General features: G+C 67.5%; 24 protein-coding genes. 10 read left to right on the plus strand and 14 right to left on the minus strand.

Annotated elements, in window-relative coordinates; translation table 11 throughout:
- Nucleotides 1-27 precede the first annotated feature (27 nt).
- From rnk to ahpC, 4 genes are all read right to left on the minus strand, one after another.
- On the minus strand, nt 28-435 hold the full coding sequence (rnk, locus tag AC3IPM_RS03685) for a nucleoside diphosphate kinase regulator (protein ID WP_489302595.1): 408 nt from the start codon (nt 433-435) through the stop codon (nt 28-30).
- Nucleotides 436-572: 137 nt separating this feature from the next.
- The gene (oxyR, locus tag AC3IPM_RS03690; protein WP_489302596.1) at nt 573-1,529 is read right to left on the minus strand and encodes a DNA-binding transcriptional regulator OxyR; all 957 of its coding nucleotides are present in this window, start codon (nt 1,527-1,529) and stop codon (nt 573-575) included.
- 91 nt (nt 1,530-1,620) lie between these two features.
- The gene (gene ahpF / locus AC3IPM_RS03695; protein WP_489302597.1) at nt 1,621-3,213 is read right to left on the minus strand and encodes an alkyl hydroperoxide reductase subunit F; all 1,593 of its coding nucleotides are present in this window, start codon (nt 3,211-3,213) and stop codon (nt 1,621-1,623) included.
- Between the two features lie 153 nt (nt 3,214-3,366).
- A complete protein-coding gene (ahpC, locus tag AC3IPM_RS03700) occupies nt 3,367-3,930 on the minus strand; it encodes an alkyl hydroperoxide reductase subunit C (protein ID WP_068849365.1) in 564 nt (187 codons plus the stop codon).
- 438 nt (nt 3,931-4,368) lie between these two features.
- Here ahpC and prmC point away from each other — a divergent pair, with 438 nt between their 5' ends.
- On the plus strand, nt 4,369-5,217 hold the full coding sequence (gene prmC, locus AC3IPM_RS03705) for a peptide chain release factor N(5)-glutamine methyltransferase (protein ID WP_489302598.1): 849 nt from the start codon (nt 4,369-4,371) through the stop codon (nt 5,215-5,217).
- 114 nt (nt 5,218-5,331) lie between these two features.
- Complete coding sequence (gene pip / locus AC3IPM_RS03710; protein ID WP_489302599.1) at nt 5,332-6,273, plus strand: prolyl aminopeptidase; 942 nt, start codon at nt 5,332-5,334, stop codon at nt 6,271-6,273.
- 150 nt (nt 6,274-6,423) lie between these two features.
- Here pip and AC3IPM_RS03715 read toward each other — a convergent pair whose 3' ends face one another.
- Entirely contained in the window at nt 6,424-7,311 is an 888-nt protein-coding gene (locus tag AC3IPM_RS03715; RefSeq protein ID WP_489302600.1) for a LysR family transcriptional regulator, read from the minus strand.
- A 108-nt stretch (nt 7,312-7,419) separates the two neighbouring features.
- On the opposite strand from AC3IPM_RS03715, the gene AC3IPM_RS03720 reads away from it, so the two are divergent.
- Nucleotides 7,420-8,850 (plus strand): MFS transporter, encoded by a 1,431-nt coding sequence (locus AC3IPM_RS03720; protein ID WP_489302601.1) that lies wholly within the window; start codon nt 7,420-7,422, stop codon nt 8,848-8,850.
- Nucleotides 8,851-8,999: 149 nt separating this feature from the next.
- Here AC3IPM_RS03720 and AC3IPM_RS03725 read toward each other — a convergent pair whose 3' ends face one another.
- From AC3IPM_RS03725 to AC3IPM_RS03740, 4 genes are read right to left on the minus strand one after another with little or no spacing between them, the layout of a single operon-like run.
- Nucleotides 9,000-9,794 carry an N-formylglutamate amidohydrolase gene (locus AC3IPM_RS03725; protein WP_489302602.1) on the minus strand — a complete coding sequence of 265 codons (795 nt, stop codon included), beginning with the start codon at nt 9,792-9,794 and terminating at the stop codon, nt 9,000-9,002.
- Nucleotides 9,787-10,338 (minus strand): NUDIX hydrolase, encoded by a 552-nt coding sequence (locus AC3IPM_RS03730; protein ID WP_489302603.1) that lies wholly within the window; start codon nt 10,336-10,338, stop codon nt 9,787-9,789. The genes AC3IPM_RS03725 and AC3IPM_RS03730 overlap by 8 nt, the downstream gene beginning before the upstream one ends.
- On the minus strand, nt 10,335-11,288 hold the full coding sequence (locus AC3IPM_RS03735; protein WP_489302604.1) for a 5'-3' exonuclease: 954 nt from the start codon (nt 11,286-11,288) through the stop codon (nt 10,335-10,337). Before AC3IPM_RS03735 ends, AC3IPM_RS03730 begins: the two co-directional genes overlap by 4 nt.
- Before the next feature lies 1 nt (nt 11,289).
- The gene (locus AC3IPM_RS03740) at nt 11,290-11,865 is read right to left on the minus strand and encodes a nitroreductase family protein (RefSeq protein ID WP_489302606.1); all 576 of its coding nucleotides are present in this window, start codon (nt 11,863-11,865) and stop codon (nt 11,290-11,292) included.
- Nucleotides 11,866-12,207: 342 nt separating this feature from the next.
- Here AC3IPM_RS03740 and AC3IPM_RS03745 point away from each other — a divergent pair, with 342 nt between their 5' ends.
- Both AC3IPM_RS03745 and AC3IPM_RS03750 read left to right on the plus strand, forming a co-directional pair.
- On the plus strand, nt 12,208-14,523 hold the full coding sequence (locus AC3IPM_RS03745) for a DUF1631 domain-containing protein (protein ID WP_489302607.1): 2,316 nt from the start codon (nt 12,208-12,210) through the stop codon (nt 14,521-14,523).
- Between the two features lie 74 nt (nt 14,524-14,597).
- The gene (locus tag AC3IPM_RS03750; protein WP_489302608.1) at nt 14,598-15,683 is read left to right on the plus strand and encodes an NAD(P) transhydrogenase subunit alpha; all 1,086 of its coding nucleotides are present in this window, start codon (nt 14,598-14,600) and stop codon (nt 15,681-15,683) included.
- 132 nt (nt 15,684-15,815) lie between these two features.
- On the opposite strand, the gene AC3IPM_RS03755 is transcribed toward AC3IPM_RS03750, so the two are convergent.
- Genes AC3IPM_RS03755 through AC3IPM_RS03765 form a run of 3 tightly spaced genes read right to left on the minus strand, consistent with a single transcriptional unit; the run spans nt 15,816 to nt 17,164 of the window.
- The gene (locus tag AC3IPM_RS03755; protein ID WP_489302609.1) at nt 15,816-16,271 is read right to left on the minus strand and encodes a DUF3106 domain-containing protein; all 456 of its coding nucleotides are present in this window, start codon (nt 16,269-16,271) and stop codon (nt 15,816-15,818) included.
- A complete protein-coding gene (locus tag AC3IPM_RS03760; RefSeq protein ID WP_489302610.1) occupies nt 16,272-16,604 on the minus strand; it encodes a hypothetical protein in 333 nt (110 codons plus the stop codon).
- Complete coding sequence (locus tag AC3IPM_RS03765; protein WP_489302612.1) at nt 16,601-17,164, minus strand: RNA polymerase sigma factor; 564 nt, start codon at nt 17,162-17,164, stop codon at nt 16,601-16,603. Before AC3IPM_RS03765 ends, AC3IPM_RS03760 begins: the two co-directional genes overlap by 4 nt.
- A 130-nt stretch (nt 17,165-17,294) precedes the next feature.
- On the opposite strand from AC3IPM_RS03765, the gene AC3IPM_RS03770 reads away from it, so the two are divergent.
- Nucleotides 17,295-17,603: an NAD(P) transhydrogenase subunit alpha part 2 gene (locus AC3IPM_RS03770; RefSeq protein WP_489302613.1), complete on the plus strand. Its 309-nt coding sequence runs from the start codon at nt 17,295-17,297 to the stop codon at nt 17,601-17,603.
- Nucleotides 17,600-19,054 carry an NAD(P)(+) transhydrogenase (Re/Si-specific) subunit beta gene (locus AC3IPM_RS03775; protein WP_489302614.1) on the plus strand — a complete coding sequence of 485 codons (1,455 nt, stop codon included), beginning with the start codon at nt 17,600-17,602 and terminating at the stop codon, nt 19,052-19,054. The genes AC3IPM_RS03770 and AC3IPM_RS03775 overlap by 4 nt, the downstream gene beginning before the upstream one ends.
- 140 nt (nt 19,055-19,194) lie before the next feature.
- Here the strand turns inward: AC3IPM_RS03775 and AC3IPM_RS03780 are convergent, their stop codons facing one another.
- A complete protein-coding gene (locus tag AC3IPM_RS03780) occupies nt 19,195-19,614 on the minus strand; it encodes a hypothetical protein (protein WP_489302615.1) in 420 nt (139 codons plus the stop codon).
- 118 nt (nt 19,615-19,732) lie between these two features.
- Between AC3IPM_RS03780 and sufT the strand changes: the two genes are divergently transcribed.
- The 3 genes from sufT to AC3IPM_RS03795 all read left to right on the plus strand — a co-directional run bounded on the left by sufT (nt 19,733) and on the right by AC3IPM_RS03795 (nt 23,798).
- Nucleotides 19,733-20,284 (plus strand): putative Fe-S cluster assembly protein SufT, encoded by a 552-nt coding sequence (gene sufT, locus AC3IPM_RS03785; RefSeq protein WP_489302617.1) that lies wholly within the window; start codon nt 19,733-19,735, stop codon nt 20,282-20,284.
- Between the two features lie 62 nt (nt 20,285-20,346).
- Nucleotides 20,347-21,444 carry a branched-chain amino acid aminotransferase gene (locus tag AC3IPM_RS03790; protein ID WP_489302618.1) on the plus strand — a complete coding sequence of 366 codons (1,098 nt, stop codon included), beginning with the start codon at nt 20,347-20,349 and terminating at the stop codon, nt 21,442-21,444.
- Nucleotides 21,445-22,055: 611 nt separating this feature from the next.
- Nucleotides 22,056-23,798, plus strand: a complete 1,743-nt coding sequence (locus AC3IPM_RS03795; protein ID WP_489302619.1) for a S8 family peptidase — start codon at nt 22,056-22,058, stop codon at nt 23,796-23,798.
- A gap of 65 nt (nt 23,799-23,863) precedes the next feature.
- Here AC3IPM_RS03795 and AC3IPM_RS03800 read toward each other — a convergent pair whose 3' ends face one another.
- The gene (locus AC3IPM_RS03800) at nt 23,864-24,349 is read right to left on the minus strand and encodes an asparaginase domain-containing protein (RefSeq protein WP_489302620.1); all 486 of its coding nucleotides are present in this window, start codon (nt 24,347-24,349) and stop codon (nt 23,864-23,866) included.
- Between the last annotated feature and the right edge of the window lie 56 nt (nt 24,350-24,405).

Genomic DNA, 24,405 nt, shown 5'->3' on the forward strand with positions numbered 1-24,405 from the left:
ACCTGCGCGGTGCGCGGCAGGGAAGAATCAGGCGTGGGGCTGGTTGTGGACCGCCGTCACGCGCAGGCGCAGCTTGCGGCCACCCGGTGCATCCCAATCCATGGTCTGGCCGACCGACAGGCCCAGCAGGGCAGTGCCCACCGGTGCAAGAATCGACACCTTGCCCTGCTCGACATCGGCTTCGCGCGGGTAGACCAGCGTCAGCACGTGCTTTTCGTTCTGCAGCTCATCTTCGCATTCCACCCGCGAATGCATCATGACGGTGCCCTCGGGCATTTCTTCAGGCGCCACCACGGTGGCCCGGTTCAACTCCTTGGACAACGCGATCGCCGCCGGGGTCTGGCTGACCGCGGGCGATTCGAGCATGGCGTCCAGGCGATCCATGTCGTGGCTGGAAACAATGATGGACGGGGGCAGTCCGCTGGAAGTGGACATGTGAAGCTCCTTGCGATTGATGATGGCCCATGCAAAAGGCGGCGCCTGCTGGCGCCGCCTGTGTTCTATTGTGCTGCCTATCGAAGACGGATGCGACCCGTCCCCCGCACCGGCCGCTGCAGCCGGTTCAGCGGGCCTCAGGCCGGGCGCTGCGGCGCGGCCTGCGGGGAGACTGCGAAGTCGCCACTGTCCAGCGTGAACAGCTCCTGCGGCAGGCGTTTGAACTGCTGTGCCAGCTGCTCCAGGAACCCGGTCATCGCCGAACTGCGCCGCCAGGCCATGGCGATGCGCCGGCTCGGCCGGTCATCGCCGCTGAAATCGAGCAGGCGGATGTTGTCCGAACGCGGCACCGGCGGCTTCACCGACAGCGTCGGCAACAGGGTGATCCCGACATCGGCGGCCACCATCTGCCGCAGGGTCTCCAGGCTGGTCGCGCGGAATTCGGATTTCTCGTTGGCCCCGAACAACCGGCAAACCGCGAGGGCCTGGTCACGCAGGCAGTGGCCATCTTCGAGCAGCAGCAGCTTCTGCGAGGACAGCTCCTGCACGTCCAGGTGATGGCGGCGCGCCAGCGGATGCTGGCCGGACACCGCCAGCAGGAACGGCTCCTCGAACAGGAACTCGGCATGCAGCTGGTCGTCGTCCAACGGCAGCGCCAGCAGCGCCGCGTCGAGTTTGCCTTCGCGCAGACGGGCCAGCAGCTCGTCGCTCTTTTCCTCCACCAGCAGCAGTTCCAGCTGCGGGAAGCGTTCGCGGATACTCGGAATCACATGCGGCAGCAGGTACGGCCCCAGCGTGGGGAAGATCCCCAGCCGCACCGTCCCGGCCTCCGGATCGCGGCTGCGTCGCGCCGCTTCCTTCATCTGTTCCACTTCGGCCACGATCGTGCGTGCACGCGCCGCGGCCTCGACCCCGGCCGGGGTCAGCATCACTTTGCGGGGCGCACGTTCGACCAGTGGCAGGCCCAGCTCATCCTCGAGCTTGCGGATCTGCGTGGACAGGGTGGGTTGGCTGACGAAGCACGCCGCCGCAGCGCGGCCGAAGTGCTTGTGGTCGGCCAGCGCCACCAGATATTTCAGATCACGTAGGTTCATTCCTTAGACCTCTAAGCGGTAATGGACCGGGTGACGGCGTGGCTTACCCAGCAGAAATACAAGGTTCCCGGCGAACCGGGAACCGGACGTTTCAGGCAGCTTCGGCAACAGCACCGCTGCTCTTGGGAACGGACGTGCGGATCAGATGATCAAAGGCGCTCAGTGCGGCCGTGGAGCCGGCACCCATCGCGATGATGATCTGCTTGTACGGAACGGTAGTGCAATCTCCTGCCGCGAACACACCCGGGACACTGGTCTGGCCGCGGTCATCGATGATCACCTCGCCACGCGGCGACAGCGCCACCGAATCCTTCAGCCATTCGGTGTTGGGCAGCAACCCGATCTGCACGAAGATGCCTTCGAGCTCGACCCGGTGCGCATCGCCACCGACACGGTCGTGATAGACCAGGCCCGTCACCTTCTGGCCATCGCCCAGGACTTCCTGGGTGAGTGCGCTGGTGATGATGGTGACGTTGCCCAGGCTGCGCAACTTGCGCTGCAGGACCTCATCGGCGCGCAGTTTGTCATCAAATTCCAGAAGGGTCACATGCGTCACGAGGCCGGCCAGATCGATCGCCGCCTCGACACCGGAGTTGCCGCCGCCGACCACCGCCACGCGCTTGCCCTTGAACAGCGGGCCGTCGCAATGCGGGCAGTACGCCACGCCCTTGTTGCGGTACTGGTCTTCGCCGGGCACGTTCATCTGCCGCCAGCGCGCGCCGGTGGACAGGATCACCGAACGCGACTTCAGCGACGCGCCGTTCTCCAGCACGATTTCGACCAGGCCATCATCGCCGGCCGGCTTCAACGCGGTCGCGCGCTGCAGGTCCATGATGTCCACGTCGTACTCGCGCACATGCTGTTCCAGTGCGGTCGCCAGCTTCGGGCCTTCGGTTTCCTTGACCGAAATGAAGTTCTCGATCGCCATGGTGTCCAGTACCTGGCCGCCGAAACGCTCCGCGGCCACACCGGTGCGGATGCCCTTGCGCGCGGCATAGATCGCCGCGGCGGCACCGGCCGGGCCACCGCCGACCACCAGCACGTCGAAGGCCGCCTTGGTGGCGATCTTCTCGGCATCGCGCTTGGCGGCGCCGGTGTCCAGCTTGGCCACGATCTGCTCCAGGGTCATGCGGCCCTGGTCGAACACTTCGCCGTTGAGGTACACGGTCGGCACCGACATGATCTGGCGGGCCTCGACCTCGGCCGGGAACAGCGCACCGTCGATGGCCACGTGCTGGATACGCGGGTTGAGCACGGCGGCCAGGTTCAGCGCCTGCACCACGTCCGGGCAGTTCTGGCAGGACAGCGAGAAGTAGGTTTCGAACTTGAACTCGCCCTCCAGATTGCGCACCTGTTCGATCAGCTCGGCGGTGGCCTTGGACGGGTGCCCGCCAACGTGCAGCAACGCCAGCACCAGCGAGGTGAACTCATGCCCCATCGGCAGCCCGGCAAAGGCCAGGTGGATGTCCTGGCCCGGGGTGGTCAGCGCGAACGACGGCGTGCGCGCGCTGTTGTCGCGGCGCACCTCCAGCGTGATCTGCGTCGACAACGACACCAGGGTGTTCAGCAGCTCCAGCATTTCCTGCGACTTGGCGCTGTCATCCGCATGCGCCGTGATCTGGATCGGGCGGGTGACGCGTTCCAGGTAGGTCTTGAGCTGGGACTGGAGGTTGGCATCCAACATCGAAAAACTCCTTGATTCAGGCAAGCGGTCGGCGTCGACGCACCCCAAGGATGCACCTGCGCAGCGTAGGGGTGAACCGGAGGCCGCGCGAACGGGCACGGGCTTCGGTTCACCCCCACTCCCGCCGAAACGGGAATGGGAGTGGGGTACGGCTTAGATCTTGCCGACCAGGTCCAGCGACGGGGTCAGGGTCTTCTCGCCTTCCTTCCACTTCGCCGGGCACACCTGGTTCGGGTTGGCGGCGGTGAACTGGGCAGCCTTCAGCTTGCGCAGGGTCTCGGAGACGTCACGGGCGATCTCGTTGGAGTGGATCTCCAGGGTCTTGATCACGCCTTCCGGGTTGATGATGAAGGTGCCGCGCAGGGCCAGGCCTTCTTCAGCGATATGCACGCCGAAGGCGTTGGTCAGCTGGTGGGTCGGGTCGCCGACCAGCGGGAACTGGGCCTTGCCGACGGCCGGCGAGGTTTCGTGCCACACCTTGTGCGAGAAGTGGGTGTCGGTGGTGACGATGTACACCTCGGCACCGGCCTTCTGGAACTCGGCGTAATGGTCAGCCGCGTCTTCGATCTCGGTCGGGCAGTTGAAGGTGAATGCGGCCGGCATGAAGATCAGCACGGACCACTGGCCCTTCAGGGTGCTGTCGGAGACCTTGATGAACTCGCCATTCTGGTAGGCGTTGGCTTCGAACGGCTTGATCTGCGTATTGATGAGCGACATCGGTATTCCTCTTGGTGAAGGGGGTGGGTGAAGCGACCAACACAGGTTAGCGGCTCCTTTCCCATAAGGACAATCCATTGATTGCATCTATACGATAGATGCAGGCTATCAAATTGGGCTGATCCTGCGATGAATGCTCCCTCCGATATCGGCCAGAAGCGTTGCAGCACAATGACTGCCCGGGGACGTCCGCTGATCGCAGCAATAGCCGGTGTTTATCCGAATGCGATGAAAGCTGAACGAATATCTCAGCGTCGGCCCGCCGTTGCCGCGATCTGAGCGTCATTTCGATAGTGGCCAGATATCGATATTGGCTCCGCAGTTCATCTATTCAATGTATTTGCGCCTGCGCAGGCGCCGCCCGCTGTCGCCACCGCCGTCCGGCGATGTCCGATCCGGTGGACTAAACTGCGCGGCCGTTCCGCCTGCGCCTTCACCATGACCGTCGCCCCGCGAGACATCCGTCAGTTGCTTGCCGAGGCGGCCGTCGCCCTGCCCGGGGTCGAGGGCCGCCACGAAGCCGAGCTGCTGCTCCTGCACGTGCTGGGGCGCGCGCGCAGCTGGCTGTTCGCGCATGCCACTGACCCGGTCGCGCCAGAGGCCGCCGCCGCCTTCCAGGCGCTGCTGGCGCGGCGGGTGGCCGGTGAGCCGGTCGCCTATCTGGTTGGCCGCCGCGGTTTCTGGACGCTGGACCTGGAGGTCGATCCGGCCACCCTGATCCCGCGCCCGGAAACCGAGTTGCTGGTCGAGCTGGCGCTGGCGCGCCTGCCAGTGGACACGCCCCTGCAGGTGGCCGACCTGGGCACCGGCAGCGGCGCGATCGCGCTGGCGCTGGCCAGCGAACGTCCGCAGGCGCAGCTCACTGCCACCGACTTCAGCGCTGCCGCGCTAGCGGTGGCCGCGCGCAATGCGCAGGCGCACGCGCTCGGCAACGTCCGTTTCGTGCAGGGCCCGTGGTATGCGCCGCTGCAGGGCCAGCGCTTCGACCTGATCGCCAGCAATCCGCCGTACATCGCCAGCGATGACCCGCATCTGCAGCAGGGCGACCTGCGCCATGAGCCGGCCACCGCGCTGGCCTCCGGTATCGATGGGCTGGACGACATCCGCCAGATCATCGACGGTGCCGGCGCGCACCTGCGGCCCGGTGGCTGGTTGCTGATCGAGCACGGCTGGGACCAGGGTGCGGCGATCCGCGCGCTGTTCCAGCAGGCCGGTTTCGCGCAGGTTGGCACCGCGCAGGATCTGGAGCAGCGCGACCGGGTGAGCCTGGGCTGTCTCGGCCACTGACTGACGCCGGGCCGCCGGCCGGGCAAGGCTAGAATGACCCCCTCCACCGCACGGCGTCGCCGCCTGCGTCATGCGCGCGCCGAGGGTGGTTGTCATTCCACATGGAGTTCTGTCATGCGTACGCTGTACCCCGCCATCACCCCTTACGACGTCGGCACACTGAAGGTCGACGACCGCCATACGCTGTATTTCGAGCAGTGCGGCAACCCCGACGGCAAGCCGGTGGTGATGCTGCACGGCGGCCCGGGTGGCGGCTGCAGCGAGAAGATGCGCCAGTTTCATGACCCGGCCAAGTACCGGATCATCCTGTTCGACCAGCGCGGCGCCGGTCGCTCCACCCCGCACGCGGACCTGGTCGACAACACCACCTGGGACCTGGTCGCCGATATCGAGAAACTGCGCGAACACCTGAAGGTGGATCGCTGGCAGGTGTTCGGCGGCAGCTGGGGCTCCACCCTGGCGCTGGCGTATGCACAGACCCACCCGCAGCAGGTCACCGAACTGGTGCTGCGCGGCATCTTCATGCTGCGCCGCTGGGAGCTGGAATGGTTCTACCAGGAAGGTGCCAACCGCCTGTTCCCGGATGCGTGGGAGCACTACCTCAAGCCGATTCCGGCGGTGGAGCGCCATGACCTGATTTCGGCGTTCCATCGCCGTTTGACCAGTGAGGACGAAGCCACCCGCCTGGCCGCGGCCAAGGCATGGAGCGTGTGGGAAGGCGCAACCAGCTTCCTGCATGTGGACCCGGACTTCGTGAACAGCCACGAAGACCCGCAGTTCGCGCTCGCCTTCGCCCGTATCGAGAACCACTACTTCGTCAACGGCGGTTTCTTCGAGGTGGAAGAACAGCTGCTGCGCGACGCGCACCGTATCGCCGATATCCCCGGTGTGATCGTGCACGGCCGCTATGACGTGGTGTGCCCGCTGCAGAGCGCCTGGGAACTGCACAAGGCGTGGCCGAAGTCGACGCTGGAAATCAGCCCGGCCTCGGGCCATTCGGCCTTCGAGGCCGAGAATGTGGACGCGCTGGTACGCGCCACCGACAGCTTCGCCTGATCGAGGCGGGCGCGGGAAATCCACCCGCGCCCGCACCCGCACCGAGGCCGATGGGTAGCGCCACGCCATGCGTGGCTGGCGCGGCAACGCCGCGCACATGCTTCACCTCGCCCGATGCCGGAACGAAGCGCAGCCACGCATGGCGTGGCTCTACCATTGGCCGGCCAGCAATGCTTCGGCGAGCACCTTCAATTTGGGCGACGCCTGCCGCGAGGGCGGGTACACCAGCGACAACCCCCGGCTGCGTCCTTCAAACGGCTGCAGCACGCGTTGCAGCCGTCCCGCAGCAAGCGCGTCGGCCACCGCGAAATCCATCACCTGCACGATCCCGATCCCGGCCAACGCCCCTTCCACCAGCGGGTCGCCACTGTCGAACACCATCCGCGCCGGTGGGGTGACGTCGCGCAGCTGGCCGTCATGCTCGCGGAACTGCCAGTCCACCAGCCGCCCGCTGCGCAGGTTGCGCACCGCCAGGCAGGTGTGGTCCTGCAGCGCATCGACCGTGGCGGGGGCGCCATGGCGTGCCACGTAGGCCGGTGAGGCCACGGTCACCCAGTGCAACGGCCGCAATGGTCGCGCGACCATGCGCACATCGCTGATCGGCCCGGTCCGCAAGGCCGCATCGAAGCCTTCTTCGACCAGGTCCACCAGCCGGTCGTTGAGCACCAGCTCGAACTGCAACTGGGGATAGGCGGCCATCAGCTGCCCGGCCAGCGGCACCAGTACCTTGCGCCCGAACATCGACGGCGCGGTCAACTTCAACACGCCTGAGGGCGTACAGGGGCGGTCGCCCAGGCGGCGCTCGGCGTCGTCCAGCCCGGACAGCAGCGGCGTGCAATGCGCCACGAACTCACGCCCATCCGGGGTCAGGCTGACATGGCGGGTGCTGCGGTGGAGCAGGCGCACCCCCAGTTCCTGTTCCAGCCGCCCGATCGCGCGTGACAGCCCGGACTGGCTGATGCCCAGCTGGCCGGCGGCCACGGTGAAGCTGCGGGCCTCGGCCACCTGGACCAGCATGCGCACGGCGTTGAGATCCACGGCGGTCCTCGATTGATGCGAAAATGCATGGCAGAAATCGAAGTATCCGGGTTTATTTGTCTCTGGTCATCAATGAGACTGCCCGCCTCCCCACGCACTCCCATTGGCATGACCAACTCCTCCCCCTATTTCCCGCCACGGTTGGCGCTGACCCTGCTGGCCATGGCCCAGCTGATCATCGCGCTGGACGCCACCATCATCTTCGTGGCCCTGCATGAGATGGGGGTCCAGCTGCAGATCAATGCGCAGCAGCTGCAGTGGATCGTCAGCGGCTACACCGTCGCGTTCGGTGGCTGCCTGCTGCTCGGTGGCCGCGCCGCCGATCTGCTCGGCCGCCGCCGCATCTACCGGGTGGGCATGGCGCTGTTCGCGCTGGCCTCGCTGGTCGGTGGCTTCAGCAACAGCGCCTGGCTGCTGATCGCCGCCCGCGCGGTGCAGGGCATCGGTGCGGCGTTGCTGTTCCCGGCCACGCTGTCGCTGATCAACACGCTCTACGCCGAAGGCGCGCCGCGCAACCGCGCGCTGGCGATCTGGTCGATGGCCAGCGCCGGTGGCCTGGCCCTGGGCACTTTGCTCGGTGGCGTGCTGACGCAGAGTTTTGGCTGGTCCTCGGTGCTGCTGGTGATCGTGCCCTTCGCCAGTGCCTGCGCGCTGCTGGGCGGCTGGTGGCTGCCGCGCGATCCCGCGCCGCAGGCCGGGCGCTCGTTCGACCTGGCCGGCTGCCTGACCGTCACCCTCGGCGGCAGCCTGCTGGTGACCACCCTGGTGCAGGGCCCGGAATGGGGCTGGCTGGCGCCACGCACGCTGGGCTGCCTGGTGCTGTCGGCGGTGCTGCTGGTGGTGTTCGTGCAGATCGAGCAGCGCAGCCGCGACCCATTGATGCAGTTCGCGCTGCTGCGCCTGCGCAGCCTGCGGGCGGCGATGCTGCTGACGATGCTGTTCATGAGCAGCTTCGGCGTGCAGTACTACTTCCTGGCGCTGTACTTCCAGGACGGCTACGGCTGGAGCGCGCTGCAGGCCGGGTTGGCGTTCCTGCCGCCGACGTTGGTGTGCACCTTCGGCATCCGCATCACCGAGCGCATGCTGATCCGCCGTTCGCCGCGCCAGGTGTTGTCGCTGGGCATGGCCGCCGGCGCGGTCGGCATCGCCGCCGTGGCCATCGCGCTGCCGTATGGCGCCAGCTACTGGGCGTTGCTGCCGGGCATCGTGGTGCTGAGCATCGGTCAGGGCATGACCTGGACGGCGATGTGGATCGTGGCCGGGCAGGGCGTGCCGGCCGCGCAGCAGGGCGTGGCCTCGGGCATGGCGGCCACTGCGCAGCAGATCGGCGGCGCGCTGGGCTTGGCGGTGCTGGTGATGCTGGCCAACGCCGGGCGCAGCGCGACCGCGGCCGGCACCAGTCCCGAAGCCCTGCAGGGCCTGGTCAACGCCCAATACGGCGCCGCGTTGTTCGCGTTGCTCGGTGTGGTGGTCGGCCTGTGGCTGCGGCCGCAGCAAGCCATCGTCGCGCCGCCGGAACCCTGCAACGCAGAGGCGTGACGCCCAGCGCCCACGCGATGCGTCCACGGCCCATAGGTAGCGCCACGCCATGCGTGGCTATCGCGGCGCAGCCGCGCAGATGCCTCACCGCGCGGCCTGCCGGAACGAAGCCGCGCGTCATGCGTCCGTCAAACGTTCACCGCACCGGATCAACCCGCAAGGAGCTCGCCCTGCAGCGCGGTGAACACGCGTGCCAACCGCTGCGCCCAGGCTTGCTGGCCGGCCGCATCGGCGATCAGGTCCTGGCGGATCTCCAGCTCCACGTGCACCAGGCCGCGGCCTTCGCCGTGCACCGGCACCGCGTAGTCGCTGGTGCTGCTCACCGAATACGGTTCGTTGTCGCCCACCACCAGGTCGCCTTCCCCGCGCAGCGCCTGCAGCAGCGCATGTGCGAAGCGGGTGTCGCGGTGGTACAGCACGCCGGCATGCCAGGGCCGCTGCACGCCGTTCATCAGCGGGGTGAAGCTGTGCATCATCACCAGCAACGTGGGCCGCGCGGCATCGCGGCGCGCGTCCAGTTCGGCATCGATGCGCGCATGGTACGGCGCGTGGATCGCCGCGATGCGCTGCTCGCGCTGCGCCGCTGACAAACCGGCATTGCCCGGCACGTGGGTGTGGTCGCTGACCTCGGGGATCAGCGTCGGCGAGGCCAGGGGCCGGTTGCAGTCGATCAGCAGCCGCGAGTAGGTCTGCTCGATCGCCCAGGCATCGAGCAGCCCCGACAGCGCACGGGTGACCCCGGCGATGCCGATGTCCCAGCCGATATGGCGGTCCCGCTCGGCCTGCGACAGGCCCAGCCCGGCCAGCGCGTGCGGAATCTGCTGACCGGCGTGGTCGGCCAGCAGCAGGTACGGAGAACGGCCCTGCGCGCGGTGGATCGTATGGATCGCCGGGTCGTGGGGACCCAGCAACGCCGGCAACCCGTGTGCGTCGGCATCAGCCACGGGGCGTGCCGTCCAGATGGTGTTCGATCATCCACAGCCCGGCCCACAGCTTGGCATCCAGCGCATAGCCTTCGCCCATCTTCTCCACCAGCCATGCCGCCGCGCGGGCACGCGGAATCTCGTGCACGGTGATGTCCTCGCTGGCATCACCACCGCCGTCGCCGATCTTGCGCAGGCCGGTGGCACGCACGAAGGCGATCTGCTCGCTGCTCGCGCCGGAGGACGTCGGGCCGATCATCAGCACCTCGGCATGCGCGGCGGTCCAGCCGGTTTCCTCTTCGAGCTCGCGCACCGCCGAAACTTCGATCGATTCACCGGCGTCGATGTCACCGACCAGGCCGGCCGGCATCTCGATGGTGTTGGCCTGCAGCGGCACGCGGAACTGTTCGACGAACAGCACGTTGTCGTCCGGGGTGACCGCGATGATGATCGCGGCCAGGCCGCCGGCGTGGGTGCGCTCGCTGTATTCCCAGGTGCCGCGCACGACCATGCGCTGGTACTTGCCTTCGTAGACGACCTTGGGGGCTTGCGTGTTGGGGCTCATGCGAACTCGCTGGCAACGGAGGAGGAATCGGTCAGGCCGGCGGCACTGAACAGGCGGCGGCGGGTCAGCGGGCCGAACCGCAGCGCGTCGCACAGGCCCTGCAGCATCTGTGCGTCGGCACCGCCGCGGGTGAAGTCGGGCTGGTTGCTGTCCAGCGGCGCATCCAGCGCGATGGTGGTCAGCTGCCGCCACAGCAGGGCGTGCTCATGCTGTTCGCGCAAGCGCACCGCCATCTGTGCCGCACCGCGCAGGCGCAGGAACGGTACTTCGTCCAGGCGCGCGTAGAGGGTGTCCAGGCTGCCGAAATGGGCCAGCAGCACGGCGGCCGATTTGGCGCCCACGCCGGTGACCCCGGGAATGTTGTCCACCGCGTCGCCGCACAGCGCCAGGTAGTCGGCGATCTGGTGCGCGTGCACGCCGTGGCGGGCCTTGACCCCGGCCATGCCCCAGCGCTGGTTGCGCGCGTAGTCCCACTGCTCGTCCTGTTCGAACAGCAGCTGGGAAAGATCCTTGTCGGCCGAGACGATCACCCCGCGCATGCCGTCCTGGCGACGCGCATGCAGTGCGCTGCCGATCAGGTCATCCGCTTCGTATTCGTGGTGGGCCAGCACGGCCAGCCCGAGCGCGCCGCACAGCGCCTTGCAGTGCGCGAACTGGCGGCGCAGCGCATCCGGGGCGGGGTCGCGGTTGGCCTTGTAGGCGGCATACAGGCGGTGCCGGAAGCAGCTGTCCAGCGCCTCGTCGAAGGCGATGGCGATGTGGCGCGGGCGCTCGCGTTCGAGCAGGTCGAGCAGGAAGCGGGCAAAGCCGTGCACGGCATTGGTCGGCCAGCCCTGCTGGTCCTGGAACTCGTCCGGCATCGAATGCCAGGCGCGGAACACATACAGGCTGGCATCCACCAGGTACAGCGGTGGCCGCAGGGGCGAGGTCACGGTGCCGGGTTCGGACATCTCAGCCCACCCAGTCCTGCAGCAGCGTGGCCGGGTCCGGGCGGTCGCGTTCGGGCGCGGCGGTGCGCGGCGTGCCGATATGGATGAAACCGGCGATGCCCTCATGCGCGGCCAGGCCCAGGTGGGCGTGCACGGCCGGATCGAAGGCCATCCAGGCGGTCAGCCACTGTGCGCCGAAGCCCATCGCCTGCGCGGCCTGCAGCAGTGCGAAGCACACGCAGCCGGCGGTCATCAGCTGTTCCTGCTCGGGCACTTTGGGGTTGGGGCGGGCGCTGCTGATCACCGCGATGACCAGCGGCGCATGCGAGAACCGCTGGCGATCCTTCTCCAGCGCGGCCTCGGCGATGTGCGGGTCGCGCTCCAGGCTGCGGGCGGCCAGGAAGGCGCCCAGACTGTGACGCGCATCGCGGGCGATCTGCAGGAAACGGTAGGGCACCAGCTTGCCGTGGTCGGGCACGCGCACCGCCGACGCCAGCATCCGCAGCACGGTGGCCGGGTCGGGGCCGGGCTCGCCGAGTTGCTTGGCGGGGACCGAACGACGGGCGTCCAGGGCTTGCAGCGCAGGGGATTCGGGCATGGGGGCTCAATCAGGTTTCACGGTGTGCCGATTATAGGCGTCGCCTGGTTACGGCGGTTTGTGACGCGACCTGGGGCCATCTCGATACGATTTGCGACGAACCGTGATGAACATCACCTAATGAACGGCATTCCTTCACGTGGCTGTACTCGCTTCCACGCGGCGCTGGCCTTACGATACAAGGCCTGCCGGTACCCCGGTCATGAGGTTTAACGTGCGGACTGTTGCACTGTCCCAGACCGGTGGGCCGACCTGCCACACGAACATGGGGGCCTGGGGGGTTCCGATGTTCTTCGTTTCCATGCTGCATTCTGTACCTGCGAAGGTGGGGAGCCTTTTCGCATGATCGCTACGCCCAATGGGCAGCCGGGCCATGACCCGGCGCTGTTGAAGCTTGCCCGCGAGGCCGTGCTGCCCGCGTTGGCCGAGTCGTTCGCGACCGTGCTGGCCCGCTTCGACGACGTGCTGTTCGACCGTGCCGGTACCGCTGGCGCGTCGCAGCTGCTGTTCCTGGACGGCATGCGTGAACTGCGTCGCCGCCGCGAGGACATCGTGGCCGGCTTCCGCACCCACCTGGCCCAGGCCTGGGCCGGGCTGGAGGCGCGTGAACCGCTGTCGGCCGAGGCGACCCTGGCCGGGCAGATCGAAGACGGCCTGAGCCTGGTCCCCGAACACGTGCTGGAGTCGCGGTTGGCGGTGCGCAATTTTGCCACCGTGCTGCTGCGCGACTGGAAGCCGGTGCTGGGGCGGCTGGACCGCCGCCTGGGCTGGATCGCCGGCGGCCTGGAACTGAATGCCGACAGCAACCCGATCAGCCCCGAGCACATCGGTGTGGCCATCCACGAGGCCTTTGCCGACTGTGAACTGGCTCCTGAAGTGCGCCTGGTGCTGATCAAGCTGTGCGAGCGTGACCTGCACGCCCCGATCGGCAAGCGCTACGAGAAGCTGGACGAACAACTGGCCGCGGCGGGGGTGATGCCGCAGATGTCCGCCCCGCGGCGCGCACCACCGCGTGCGCCGGCGCCCCGCCACGAGCTGGACGAGTTGGTGGAGGCACTGGATGCCGAAGCGCAGGGCGCTGCCGGTGCCGCCGATGATGGTGCTGCACCGGCCTGGGCGCGCCGCTTTGCCGAGCGCTGGGCCGAAAGCCGCGGCCGCATGCAGTCCGGTCACGCCGGGCACGAGAGTGCGGGCGAGGGCCCGGATGGCCTCAGCGGCAGCCAGGGCATGTTGCTCGAAGCCCTGCACGAACTGTTGCAGCAGACCCGCCACGTACGTGACGACGCCACCTCGGCGGCCAGCGTGGCGGTGGGCCAGCAACGTCCGCTCAGCCAGCGCGAAATGATGTCGGTGCTGTCGCTGCTGCAGGCCACCCCGAGCGCGACCCTGCGCGCGGCGATCGGCGAGGACGGTGAATCGCTGGCGCAGCGCCTGAAGAGTGAAGTGCTGTCCGGGGCCACCCGGCTCGGGGTCGATCCGACCCAGGCGCGGCTGGACCCGCAGGATGAGGATGCGATCGACCTGGTCGGCATGCTGTTCGATGTGATGCTGGACGAGCGCGACCTGGAAGGCCGCTCGCGCGAGCTGATCGGTCGGCTGGTGGTGCCCTTCGTCAAGGTCGCCATGCTCGACCGCCGCATGTTCGTGCAGAAGACCCATCCGGCGCGAAAGCTGCTCAATTCGCTGGCCGAAGCCTGCGAAGGCAACACCGGCGAAAGCCAGGCCGAGCGCGTGCTGATGGGCAAGGTCGAGGAAATCATCGAGCGCCTGGTGGCCGAGTTCAACGAGAACCTGGCGATCTTCCTCACCCTGGAAGAAGAATTCCGCGATTTCCTGGCCCAGCATCGACGCCGGATCGAAATCGCCGAGCGACGTGCCGCCGAAACCCAGCGCGGCCAGGAAAAACTGGAGATGGCCCGAAGCCGCTCTGCCGCCGAGCTGGACCGCCGCATCGCCGATGCGACGCTGCCACAGGCAATCGGTGAGTTCCTGCGCCAGCCGTGGCAGCACCACCTGACCCTGACCGTGCTGCGCGAAGGCGAAGACGGCGCGTCGGTGGGCGAAGCGCTGGCGCTGGCTGACGGCCTGCTGGAAGAGGTGGCCGAAGCGCGCCGCCAGATCGTCGGCAAGCCCTGGTTGCAGGCCTGGCAACCGGCGCTGCGCAAGGTGTTTGCCAGTGTCGGTGTGCATGCCGATGCTGCCACTACGGCGATCGATACCCTGCACGACACGCTGCAGTCCATTGCCGAATCGCGCCCCGAACTGGAACGCGCGCTGCCGGAACTGCCGCAGGTGGCCTTGCCGGTACCGCCGACCCAGGAAAGTGCGGCGGTGGAACTGGGCAGCAAGGTGGATGTCAGCGATTTCGACAATGCCGATGCCGACCGCTTCCGTGGGCTGGAAATTGGCAGCTGGCTGGATTTCGTCGACAAGGATGGCAAGGTCCAGGCCGGCAAGCTGTCCTGGGTCAGCCCGATCTCCTCGCGCCTGCTGTTCGTCAACCGTCGTGGCGTGCGCTTCTGCGTGGCCTCGCCGGAGGAGCTGGCGGTGATGGTGCGGCTGGGCCGGCTGCGCGCGCATATCGACGATGGTGCCTTTGACAGCGCCATGCAGGGCGTGATCGACCGCCTGGACAACAAGAACGCCACTGTGCATTGAGGCACCTGCGGTCCCCAGCGCCCACCGATCAGGTTACGATCAGCCCCACATTCCGCTGATCGTCGGGGACAGGCATGGCTGTCGAGGTGTTGGTGGTAAAGGAAAGCGCGCCGGGAGAACGGCGCGTGGCGATGACGCCGGAAACGGCGCGCAAGCTGGCCGCGCTCGGCGCGACGGTGTGGTTCGAACCCGGCGCCGGACAGGCCGCCGGCTTTCCCGATCAAGCCTATCTCGACGTCGGTGCACAGGCGGCCGATGACGCGCGCCTGGCACAGGCCGACATCGTGCTGTGCGTGCAGCCGCCGGACACCGCGCGGCTGGGCCAGCTCAAGGCCGGCGCCAGCCTGGTGGGCATGCTGCATCCGCAGGCCGATGCGGCCCGCGCGGGCATGATGCAGTCACGCGGACTGCAGGCGTTCCCGCTGGAGCGCCTGCCGCGCACCACGCGCGCGCAGTCGATGGATGTGCTCAGTTCGCAGGCGGGCATGGCCGGCTACAAGGCCACCCTGATCGCCGCGCAGCTGGCACCGCGCTTCTTCCCGATGCTGACCACCGCCGCCGGCACGATCCGCCCATCGCGGGTGCTGGTGGTGGGTGCCGGTGTGGCCGGGCTGCAGGCGATTGCCACGGCACGCCGGCTGGGCGCGCAGGTGGAGGGCTTCGATGTGCGCCCGGAAACCCGCGAGCAGATTGAATCCCTTGGCGGCAAGTTCCTCGACCTGGGCGTCAGCGCGGTGGGCGAAGGTGGCTATGCGCGGCCGCTGACCGAAGACGAGCGTGCCGAACAGCAGCGTCGGCTGGGCGAGCACCTGCGGCTGGTCGACGTGGTGGTGTGCACCGCGGCGGTGCCCGGGCGCCCGGCGCCGAAGATCCTCAGCACCGCGATGGTGCAGGGCATGAAGCCGGGCAGCGTGATCGTGGATCTGGCGGCCGAGACCGGTGGCAACTGCGAGGCCACCCGCCCCGGCGAAACCATCGACCTGCAGGGCGTCACCATTGATGGCCCGCTCAACCTGGCCAGCCTCGGCGCGGTGCATGCCAGCGAGATGTACGCGCGCAACGTGTACAACTTCGTCGCGCTGTTCCTGAAGGACGGCGCGGTCAATTTCGACTGGGACGACGAGTTGTTGGCCAAGACCCGCTGGGTCGCCGAGGGCTGAGGCGCAGCCACGCATGGCGTGGCGCTACCCAGGCACCATGACGTGGCACCTGGAATGCGCCCGACACCACAGGTAGAGCCATGCCATGCATGGCTATCGCGGCGCCAGCCGCGCAACTTCACCCGTCGAATGTCAGTGCCGAGGCGGCGAAGACCGCTCCGACCGCTCCGACCGTTCCGGGGCCGGGTTGGCCTTGAGCCAGTCCTGGCGCTGTTCCGGGCTCATCCTGGCCCAACGGTCGCGCAGCTCCTGGCGCTGGGCCGGGCTCAATTCACGCATCTGCGCGAACAACGCGCGGGCCTGCTCGCGCTGCTCCGGGGACATGTTTTCGAAACGGTGGCGGCCGCGCCGGGCCAGCTCACGCTGCTCGGGCGTCATGCTCTGCCAGCGTTGGCCGTGCTGCAGCATGCGTTCGCGCTGCGGCGCCAGCGCATCGTTCCAGCGGTCACGCACCGGAGCGATCAGCGCTTCACGCTGCTGCGGGGTCAGCCGCTCCCAATCGGGCAGCGGCGTGGTTGAAGTCTGGGCCCAGCCCGCAGCGCTGATCGACAGCAGCAACAAGGCCAGGGTCAGTCGCGGTTTCATCATTCACTCCATTGCCAGGTCGGTACCGCCCAGCCACAAGTACAGATCGGGATTCTCGTCGAGAACGTCGCTGTTGTCGTCCATCGCTGTGGTCAGGGTGGCCGTCGGCGGGGCGCTGGGCGGGTTGGCGGTGAAACTGTAGCCCAAGGCGAGCGCGGCCACCGCCGAACAGGCGGTCGCCATCCACCAGCCGTGCGCGCGGGCGCGTGGGCGGGCGGCCTGGCGGGCACTGCGCAGCCGGGCCAGGGTGGCCGGTGACAGGCTGCCCAGTGCCTGGGCATGCAGCTGCTGCAGGGCGCTGTCGTCGTGCAGGGGCGGGACGGGATGACGGTTCACTGCGGATTCTCCAGATGCTGCTGCAGCGCTTGCCGGGCGCGCGAAAGATGGGTCTTTACCGCCCCTTCGCTGCAGCCCATGGCCGTGGCGGTAGTAGCGCCGTCCAGTTCCTGCAGCACGCGCAGGGTGAAGGCTTCGCGCTGGCGGGCCGGCAATTGGCGCAGCGCCTGCACCAGCTGCGCGTACTGCTCGCGCTGTTCGTGGGCCTGGGCCGGGCCGGGGGCGTGGTCGGCCCAGTCGATGTCGTGCTCACTGCCGGTGTCCTCACTGCTGCGCCAGAAGCGCAGGCGGAAACCCCGGCGGCGCTGCAGGTCGACCACCCGGCGGCGCAGGATGCTCCAGAACAGCGGCGCCCATTCGGCGGCGGGCTTTTCACGGTAGGTCAGCATCTTCAGCATGCTGTCCTGCACTGCATCCAGCGCGTCGTCGCGCTGGCGCAGGCCGGCCTCGGCGAAACGGAACGCGCGCGGGCCGATCCCGGCCAGGAACGCATCCAGCGACACCGGCAGCGCGGCGTCGGCCTCGACGGGCAGCGACGGTAGGGTGGGGCTCACCAGCACAGAGTAGCGCTCGCGCAGGGGGGATACAGTGACAACGCACCGGCACCGGATCGGTTGACCGGCCTGCAGAATGGTTCAGCGCATGGTTATGATGCGGGGGACGGGATCACCGCCTGGGAGACAGACAGCAATGAGCGACGGGTTCGTGGCGTTGTACATCTTCATGCTGGCCGCAATCGCCGGCCACGTGATCATTTCACGGGTGCCGGTGATCCTGCATACCCCTTTGATGTCCGGGTCCAACTTCATCCACGGCATCGTGCTGATCGGTGCGATGGTGGTGCTGGGGCACGCGCAGACGCCGCTGGAGAAGATCATCGGCTTCATCGCGGTGGTACTCGGTGCCGGCAATGCCGCCGGTGGCTACGTGGTCACCGAGCGCATGCTGGACATGTTCAAGCCCAGCGCCAAGCGCGGCAGCGGGGAGAAGGCACCTTGAACATCAGTACCGCGCAACTGCTGCAGTGGCTGGTGCAGACCAGCTACCTGGTCGCGGCCACCCTGTTCCTGCTCGGCCTGCAGCGCATGGCCTCGCCGATGACCGCGCGCAGCGGCATCCGCTGGGCCGGGCTGGGCATGTTGATCGCCACCGTGGCGACCTTCTTCCTGCCCGAACTGCACAACATCCCGCTGATCCTGGCCGCGGTGGTGATCGGCACCGGCGTGGCCTGGTGGTCGGCCAAGCGCGTGGCCATCACCGACATGCCGCAGATGGTGGCGCTGTACAACGGCATGGGCGGTGGCTCGGCCGCGGCGATCGGTGCGGTGGAACTGCTGCGCTTCTCGTTCCTGGCCAACCGCGATACCTCGCATTGGAGTGAGCAGGCGTTGGCCGAGCTGGCCGCGCGCCAGCCCTCATCCACGGTGCTGGTGCTGGCCATCATCGGCTCGGCGATCGGCGCGGTGTCGCTGTCCGGTTCGATCATTGCCTGGGCCAAGCTCGACGGTCGGCTGGATCGGCGCGTTACGTTCCCCGGCCAGCAGGCCTTCAACCTGCTGGTGGCGTTGGCCATGGTGGTGCTGGGCATCTGGGCCGGGATCAGCCTGAGCCCGGTGGCCATCGTCAGCTTCTTCGTGGTCGCGCTGGCGCTGGGCGTGTTGATGACGCTGCCGATCGGCGGTGCCGACATGCCGGTGGTGATTTCGCTGTACAACGCGTTCACCGGCCTGGCCGTGGCGTTTGAAGGCTATGTGCTGGGCAACGAGGCCTTGATCATCGCCGGCATGATGGTCGGCGCGGCCGGCATCCTGCTGACCCGCTTGATGGCCAAGGCGATGAACCGGCCGATCAGCGGCGTGCTGTTCTCCAACTTCGGCGGCGGTGGCACCGCGCAGGAAATCACCGGCGCGCAGAAGCCGATCGAGGCCAGCGACGTGGCGGCCATGCTGGCCTTCGCCGAACGCGTGGTGATCGTGCCCGGCTACGGCATGGCGGTGGCCCAGGCCCAGCACAAGGTGTGGGAGCTGGCGCAGCGGCTGATCGAGCGCGGCATCAAGGTCAAGTTCGCGATCCATCCGGTCGCCGGGCGCATGCCCGGGCACATGAACGTGCTGCTGGCCGAAGCGGGCGTGCCCTACGACCTGATCGCCGACATGGACGACATCAACCCCGAGTTCCCCAACACCGACGTGGTGCTGGTGATCGGCGCCAACGACGTGGTCAACCCGGTGGCGCGCACCGACCCGGCCAGCCCGATCTACGGCATGCCGATTCTGGATGTGGTCAACGCGCGCAACGTGGTGGTGATCAAGCGCGGCAAGGGCACCGGCTTTGCCGGCATCGAGAATGCGCTGTTCTACGCCGACAACGCGCGCATGCTGTACGGCGATGGCGCCGGTGCGGCCAGCGCGCTGGTCAGCGAATTGAAGGCGCTCGACGGCGGCCATTGATGCGCCGAACCGCGTCATGCCCCAAGCAGAAGCAGGGTAGTGCCGGCCGTTGGCCGGCGCCACGCGATGCCCGAACGTGCGATTGGTGCGCGGGGAGCCGCCGGCCAGCGGCCGACACTACCCGTTGCGTGGCCTTGCCGCTACCGGGCGATCCACCAGCCGATCACCAGTGCCACGCCCAGCCACAGCACTTCCACCACACCGTTGGACAGCTGGATCAGGGTCCAGGCCAGGAACGGCCCCATCCGCAACGCTGAATCCCACGGATTGAGGCCCATCGAGCCGCCCAGGTAGGCCGAGGCGATGCCCCAGTTGGCCGCCAGCGCCACCAGCAGGGTGGCCGCCAGGGTCAAGGACACCCGAAGGGTACCGGCGCGCAGGCTGCCCAGGCGCAGCATGAAGCCGACATCCAGGGCCACCAGAACCGCCATCCAGCCGGCCTGGCGGCCGCTGAGCAGGGCGATGAACAACCAGGCCAACGTGGCCGTGACGACACCAAGCAGCAACATCGGGGGCCAGAGCCAGTGGTGGCTCCGGACAGGCACGGACGTGGATGACATGCAATCTTCCTGTGAGTGTCCACAGGATACCGGCTTGCGGGCCGGGCGGCGCGTGACCTGCGGCTGGGCTAAAATGGCCGCCTTGCGGGAATTGGCCGCGACCCCCATATCGATCCACATGTATTCCCGTAGCAGTGAACCTGTCCACTTCGAACGCGACTGCGAGGCCGTCATGGTCCCGCAGGGCGAAACGGTCACGCTGCCCGCTGGCAGCTATGGCTACATCACCCAGGCTCTGGGTGGCAGCTATACCGTGTTTGTCGAAGGCAATCTGTTCCGCATCGCCGGCAAGGATGGCGATGCCATCGGCAAAGAGCCGCCGCCGGCGCTGGAACTGCCCGAAAACGCCTCCGACGAGGAAGTGGAGAAGCTGGTGTGGCAACAGCTGCGCACCTGTTTCGACCCGGAAATCCCGTTCAACATCGTCGACCTGGGCCTGGTCTATGAAGTGGATCTCAAGCACCTGGACGATGGCCAGCGCGAGGTCGACATCAAGATGACCCTGACCGCGCCCGGCTGCGGCATGGGCGAGATCCTGATCGACGATGTGCGCAGCAAGCTGGAAATGATCCCGACGGTGGCCGAGGCCGACGTCGAGCTGGTGTTCGACCCGCCGTGGGGCCGGCATATGATGTCCGAGGCCGCCCGGCTTGAGACCGGCATGTTGTAACCGCCGCGCCGCCGCGCAGCGGTGGTGTTGGTGTTCCCCGTAACCAGAACAGGAAATATCCGGTGTCCCAGTCTTCCCTGAGCTTCAGCACCACCCGTTCCGCCCAGCCGCGCAGCAGCGAGGAGCGCGAGCGCATCCTGGCCGCCCCCGGTTTTGGTCTGCACTTCACCGACCACATGGTGGAAGTACGCTGGGACAAGGACACCGGTTGGCACAACGCCAGCGTGCGCCCGTATGGCCCGCTGCAGCTGGACCCGGCCGCGGCGGTGCTGCATTACGGCCAGGAAATCTTCGAGGGCATCAAGGCCTATCGCCACGCCGATGGTTCGATCTGGACCTTCCGCCCGGACGCCAACGGCCGCCGCCTGCAGCGTTCGGCGCAGCGTCTGGCGCTGCCGGAACTGCCGGTGGATATCTTCGTGGAGTCGCTCAAGCAGCTGATCGCCGTGGACGCCAGCTGGGTGCCGTCGGCCGACGAATCCAGCCTGTACTTCCGCCCGTTCATGATCGGCGATGAAGCCTTCCTCGGCGTGCGCGGCGCGCACAAGGCCGGTTACTACGTGATCGCCAGCCCGGCTGGCCCGTACTTCGCCAAGGGCGTGGCTCCGGTGTCGATCTGGCTGTCCACCGAATACGCGCGTGCGGCCAAGGGCGGCACCGGTGCGGCCAAGTGCGGTGGCAACTACGCCGCCTCGCTGTTGCCGCAGCAGAAGGCGCAGGCGCAGGGCTGCTCGCAGGTGCTGTTCCTGGACCCGGTCGAAGGCAAGTACCTGGAAGAACTGGGCGGCATGAACGTGTTCCTGGTCTACAAGGACGGCACGCTGGTGACCCCGGCGCTGTCGGGCAGCATCCTGGAAGGCATCACCCGCGAGAGCATCCTGCAGCTGGCCCGCGACCGCGGCATGAAGGTCGAGGAGCGCAAGGTCACCATCGATGAGTGGAAGCAGGGCGTGACCTCCGGTGAGATCGCCGAAGTGTTCGCCTGCGGCACCGCCGCGGTGGTCACTCCGATCGGCCAGCTCAAGGGCGAAGGCTTCGCGGTGGGCGACATCAATGCGCCGGCCGGTGAAGTGACCATGTCGCTGCGCAAGGAATTGACCGACATCCAGTACGGTCGTCTGCCGGACCGTCATGGCTGGCTGGTGCGCCTGGACGCCTGAGCGGCGCCCGCACCGGTGTGATTCAAGGCCCGCCTGGCAACAGGCGGGCTTTTTTTTGGGGTTCTTCTGCCCTCCGTTGGAAAGTTCACGGCGCAGCTTTTCCGTGTAAGGCCCTGCGGTGCAGAGGGCTGGGGCGCCTGCCAGCCACCAAGGGGGCCCCAACGCTCGCCTCACACTCAGAACGAAGACAGAGCAGTGACTCTAGAAGGCCCGCAGCCGGCAGAACCGTGCAGCCCGCTGCCGTTGATCTGCGCGTAGGCAGGGCAGGGCGCGCTAAGTTCTTGTTGCGCAAGCAATAGTCCAGCAATGACGGCAGGACAGTCGCGAAGGACAGAAAAACCTGTCCGATGACCGTGACGGTGCAATGAAAGTTCCTTCACCTTCACAAACCATTGACCCGGAAAGTCTCAATTCGGACATTTCACATTGCTGAAGTGCGGCTGAAACATTGTTGATCGGGAATCGAACCACTAGCGTCGCGATGGGCGGTTTGATTCAGGGGAACCGATCCAACAACCGGTTTCGATCCGCGCCATCTCTTCAGCAGCCCCCGGATCGGGGCCGGATTCTCAGCCGCGTTCGCGGCATCCACTGTCTGAAAGGGAAATCCGATGTCTCATGATTCGCAACCCCGTTTGCGTCAGCGTGCATTGGTTGTACTCGGCGCTTCCGTACTCTCGACCCTGCTGCTGGCCGCCCCGGCGTTCGCCGGCGATGTGCAGCTGAGCGGCCTGGCTTCGGCACCGAAGCACCAGCAGTTCATCGTCAGCTACAAGGAAACAGTCAGCGCACCGCTGACCCAGACCGCGCTGGCCAGCTCGCTGAAGGCCGCCGCCGCAGCGGTACCGGCCGCACAGGGCCGCGCGCTGGGCGTGCAGAAGCTGCGCCAACTGGCCACCGGCCCGACCGTGCTGCGCACCGACCGTGCACTGGATGTGGCCGAATCGGAGCTGCTGATGCGGCGCCTCGCCGCCGACCCGAACGTGGCCTATGTGGAAGTGGATCAGCTGATGCACGCCACGCTGGTCCCCAATGACACGCGTCTGTCCGAGCAGTGGGGCTTTGGCACCAGCACCTCTTCGATCAACGTGCGCCCGGCCTGGGACAAGGCCACCGGCACCGGCGTGGTGGTGGCGGTGATCGACACCGGCATCACCAACCATGCCGACCTCAACGCCAACATCCTGCCCGGCTACGATTTCATCAGCGACGCGGCGATGGCCCGCGATGGCGGTGGCCGCGACAACAACCCGAACGACGAAGGCGACTGGTACGGCGCCAACGAGTGCGGGTCGGGCATTCCGGCCTCCAACTCCAGCTGGCACGGTACCCACGTGGCCGGCACCGTGGCAGCGGTGACCAACAATGCCACCGGCGTGGCCGGTACCGCGTTCAATGCCAAGGTCGTGCCGGTGCGCGTGCTCGGCAAGTGCGGTGGCTACACCTCCGACATCGCCGATGCGATCACCTGGGCGTCGGGCGGCACGGTCAGCGGTGTGCCGGCCAATGCCAACCCGGCCGAAGTGATCAACATGTCGCTGGGCGGCGGTGGCACCTGCTCGGCCACCTACCAGAACGCGATCAACGGCGCGGTGTCGCGCGGCACCACCGTGGTGGTGGCCGCAGGCAACAGCAACACCAACGTGTCCTCGTCGGTGCCGGCCAACTGCGCCAACGTGATCGCGGTGGCCGCGACCACCTCGACCGGCGCGCGTGCCAGCTTCTCCAACTACGGTGCGGGGATTGATATCTCGGCGCCGGGCCAGGCGATCCTGTCCACCCTCAACAGCGGCACCACGGTACCGGGCACGGCGTCCTACGCGTCCTACAACGGCACCTCGATGGCGGCGCCGCATGTGGCCGGCGTGGTCGCGCTGGTGCAGTCGGTGGCCACCACGGCACTGACCCCGGCGGCGATCGAAACGCTGCTGAAGAACACCGCGCGGCCGTTGCCGGGCGCGTGCACCGGCGGCTGCGGTGCGGGCATCGTCGACGCGGATGCGGCGGTGGTGGCCGCGCTCAACGGCACCGGCCCGGGACCGGGTACCGGCGTGTTGCAGAACAACGTACCGGTCAGCGGTCTGGGGGCGGCCAGCGGGGCGTCACTGAGCTACACCGTGGCTGTGCCGGCCGGCAGCACCCAGCTGAAGGTGACCATCGCCGGTGGCAGCGGTGATGCCGACCTGTACGTGCGTTCGGGCAGCGCGCCGACCGATACGGTCTACAACTGCCGCCCGTACCTGAGCGGCAACAACGAAACCTGCACGATCAGTGCCCCGGCTGCGGGCACCTGGCATGTGCGGCTGAAGGCGTACTCCACCTTCTCCGGCGTGACCGTGACCGCGCAGTACTGAGCCCAGATCCCTCTCCAATGGGCACGCCCCGGCTTCGGCCGGGGCGTTTTTGTTTCAAGCGGCGATCAGGCTTCTTCGAAGCGGTTCGCGGCGACGTTCTTGCGCACGTGCTCGGGATTCCAGATGCGGCCGTTCATGGCGATGTACACGCCGCTGGGCAGCGACTGCACCGCGCCGATCGCGCAGCCGATGTTGAACTCCGCATCCGAACCGCGGAAGCGTGCCGGGCTCAGCGCGCCGGTCATCACGATGGTCTTGTCGGCGATGCTGCGCAGCACCTGGCCGGTCTGCACCATCGAGTCGGTGCCGTGGGTGACCAGCACGTGGCGGGTCGGCTGCGCGGCGATGGTGGCGCGGATCAGCTCGCGGTCGTCATCGGTGATGTGCAGCGAATCCTTGCGCAGGATCGGGATCACGTTGAAACGGAAGGTCACGCCCAGCTCGCGCAGGATCATCCCGATCTGCGGATCGCCGATCTGGTAGTCCGACTTGTCGTCGAAGTAGATCTTGTCGATCGTGCCACCGGTGGTGATGATCAGTAGTTCTTCCATTGCAAGCATCCTGGTACCCGACAGAAGGGCGCGGAGGTACCGCGCCGACCGGTGAA

This window comes from Stenotrophomonas sp. GL_111 (assembly GCF_057835245.1).

What these genes read in the sequence shown, in the direction of transcription:
- AC3IPM_RS03740 (WP_489302606.1), bottom strand. Translation starts at nt 11,865, where the DNA reads ATGCCCGAATCCCCTGCGCTGCAAGCCCTGGACGCCCGTCGTTCGGTC.
- AC3IPM_RS03720 (WP_489302601.1), top strand. Translation starts at nt 7,420, where the DNA reads ATGACCAACTCCTCCCCCTATTTCCCGCCACGGTTGGCGCTGACCCTG.
- AC3IPM_RS03755 (WP_489302609.1), bottom strand. Translation starts at nt 16,271, where the DNA reads ATGATGAAACCGCGACTGACCCTGGCCTTGTTGCTGCTGTCGATCAGC.
- oxyR (WP_489302596.1), bottom strand. Translation starts at nt 1,529, where the DNA reads ATGAACCTACGTGATCTGAAATATCTGGTGGCGCTGGCCGACCACAAG.
- rnk (WP_489302595.1), bottom strand. Translation starts at nt 435, where the DNA reads ATGTCCACTTCCAGCGGACTGCCCCCGTCCATCATTGTTTCCAGCCAC.
- ahpC (WP_068849365.1), bottom strand. Translation starts at nt 3,930, where the DNA reads ATGTCGCTCATCAATACGCAGATCAAGCCGTTCGAAGCCAACGCCTAC.
- AC3IPM_RS03795 (WP_489302619.1), top strand. Translation starts at nt 22,056, where the DNA reads ATGTCTCATGATTCGCAACCCCGTTTGCGTCAGCGTGCATTGGTTGTA.
- prmC (WP_489302598.1), top strand. Translation starts at nt 4,369, where the DNA reads ATGACCGTCGCCCCGCGAGACATCCGTCAGTTGCTTGCCGAGGCGGCC.
- AC3IPM_RS03745 (WP_489302607.1), top strand. Translation starts at nt 12,208, where the DNA reads ATGATCGCTACGCCCAATGGGCAGCCGGGCCATGACCCGGCGCTGTTG.
- AC3IPM_RS03750 (WP_489302608.1), top strand. Translation starts at nt 14,598, where the DNA reads ATGGCTGTCGAGGTGTTGGTGGTAAAGGAAAGCGCGCCGGGAGAACGG.
- pip (WP_489302599.1), top strand. Translation starts at nt 5,332, where the DNA reads ATGCGTACGCTGTACCCCGCCATCACCCCTTACGACGTCGGCACACTG.
- AC3IPM_RS03780 (WP_489302615.1), bottom strand. Translation starts at nt 19,614, where the DNA reads ATGTCATCCACGTCCGTGCCTGTCCGGAGCCACCACTGGCTCTGGCCC.
- AC3IPM_RS03735 (WP_489302604.1), bottom strand. Translation starts at nt 11,288, where the DNA reads ATGTCCGAACCCGGCACCGTGACCTCGCCCCTGCGGCCACCGCTGTAC.
- sufT (WP_489302617.1), top strand. Translation starts at nt 19,733, where the DNA reads ATGTATTCCCGTAGCAGTGAACCTGTCCACTTCGAACGCGACTGCGAG.
- AC3IPM_RS03800 (WP_489302620.1), bottom strand. Translation starts at nt 24,349, where the DNA reads ATGGAAGAACTACTGATCATCACCACCGGTGGCACGATCGACAAGATC.
- AC3IPM_RS03770 (WP_489302613.1), top strand. Translation starts at nt 17,295, where the DNA reads ATGAGCGACGGGTTCGTGGCGTTGTACATCTTCATGCTGGCCGCAATC.
- ahpF (WP_489302597.1), bottom strand. Translation starts at nt 3,213, where the DNA reads ATGTTGGATGCCAACCTCCAGTCCCAGCTCAAGACCTACCTGGAACGC.
- AC3IPM_RS03730 (WP_489302603.1), bottom strand. Translation starts at nt 10,338, where the DNA reads ATGAGCCCCAACACGCAAGCCCCCAAGGTCGTCTACGAAGGCAAGTAC.